Annotated in this window: 1 protein-coding gene; it reads right to left on the reverse strand. The window is 45.2% G+C overall.

Annotated elements, in window-relative coordinates; translation table 11 throughout:
* Positions 1 to 241, reverse strand: a 241-nt coding sequence (locus IEQ44_RS17460) for a hypothetical protein (RefSeq protein WP_227487710.1), incomplete at both ends; no start/stop codon positions are given.

The following is a 241-nucleotide window of genomic DNA, read 5'->3' on the forward strand; positions in this document are numbered from 1 at the left end:
GTGCTCTTAACGGCACGTCCTGTTTTCATCTTTTGAGTTCCTCGTGAAGGTGTATTCCATTTTGCAGGCATTGCAGGATGCATCAAGGCCAGTGGTGGTACATTCTGTGGAACCTGCCACCAGTAGCCATAATGGTTAAATGCAGCAAAGAAAATGGAATGAACTCCTAGTTTGGTTAGATCACTATCCGCCCATCTATCATACCATCTGGCCAATGACTGCAATGTCTCCAATATGGAAC

Source organism: Nocardioides malaquae, assembly GCF_015070385.1.
GTDB classification, from domain to species: domain Bacteria; phylum Actinomycetota; class Actinomycetes; order Propionibacteriales; family Nocardioidaceae; genus Nocardioides; species Nocardioides malaquae.